At 36.3% G+C, this 942-nt stretch carries 1 protein-coding gene; it reads right to left on the reverse strand.

The genetic code is table 11. The annotated features are described in order from the left end of the window. Positions 1–555: 555 nt before the first annotated feature. Positions 556–762, reverse strand: a complete 207-nt coding sequence (locus tag AFK68_RS10800; protein WP_094671830.1) for a type II toxin-antitoxin system HicB family antitoxin — start codon at positions 760–762, stop codon at positions 556–558. Positions 763–942 lie beyond the last annotated feature (180 nt).

Raw genomic sequence — 942 nt, forward strand, 5'->3', positions numbered from 1 at the left:
TGATAACTGATAACTGATAACTGATAACTGATAACTGAAGTAACTGTAGGGGTTTGGTCTCCAAACCCTAATACCTTGATGGTCAACCACAGAATAAGAGCGATCGCTCCTTGACAACCAGAAAAAGTTGTTTTATTTTTAAAGTAGATAAGTATTGTGGGGAAATATTGGCTCTTTTTTTAGAGCTAAAATAACTGTAGGGGTTTGGTCTCCAAACCCTAACCTGATAACTGATAACTGAAGTAACTGTAGGGGTTTGGTGCCCAAACCCTAATACCTTGATGCTCAACAAAAACCAGAATGAATTTTAACGAAGTCATATGAGGTCTCATTTATCCAAATTAGTCATAGCAAGAATTCAACTTCTGACTTCTAACTTCAAGATGGCGATCGCTAGATTCAGTTACCAGCTTTTCTCTGAAAGTAGAATAAAATATATCGAGCGTTCGATATAAGTTACTCACCATCCAAAAGATTAGTCACAACAAGAATTTTAACTTCTAACTTCTGACTTCTAACTTCTGACTTCAAGATAGCGATCGCTCTCTATTCAAATTAAATTGTTTGTAAATTCTGTAGCTGTGGCAGAGGTTTTCCCATTTCCTCATAAGCATAAACTAAATCTGCCAAAACTTGCTTCGCATTTTCCAGAGCTTCTTCATAAGATTCACCATGAGTTTGAGCGTACTTCCCCCATTCAGGTAAACTGGCAATATAAGTTTTATCCTCTTCAGACCATTGAATTAAAATACTATATTTCATTAGACATCTCCTTCCTCTAACCTAGCAAGTTCCTCTAACACTGCCATGACATTTTTCTCCTGATAAAGCTTGCCATCACTTCCATCCTTACCAGAAAAAATTACCGAAATATTGTGGTTTAAAGCCTCCCCTTTTAAGGGGATAATAAATAAAAATTTTCCTGTTCGTCAATCCTCTTCT

The organism is Hydrocoleum sp. CS-953, assembly GCF_002260545.1.
GTDB lineage: Bacteria > Cyanobacteriota > Cyanobacteriia > Cyanobacteriales > Microcoleaceae > Trichodesmium.

Bases quoted from the DNA above. Each gene is read 5' to 3' on its own strand.
- AFK68_RS10800 (WP_094671830.1), bottom strand. From the start codon at position 762: ATGAAATATAGTATTTTAATTCAATGGTCTGAAGAGGATAAAACTTAT.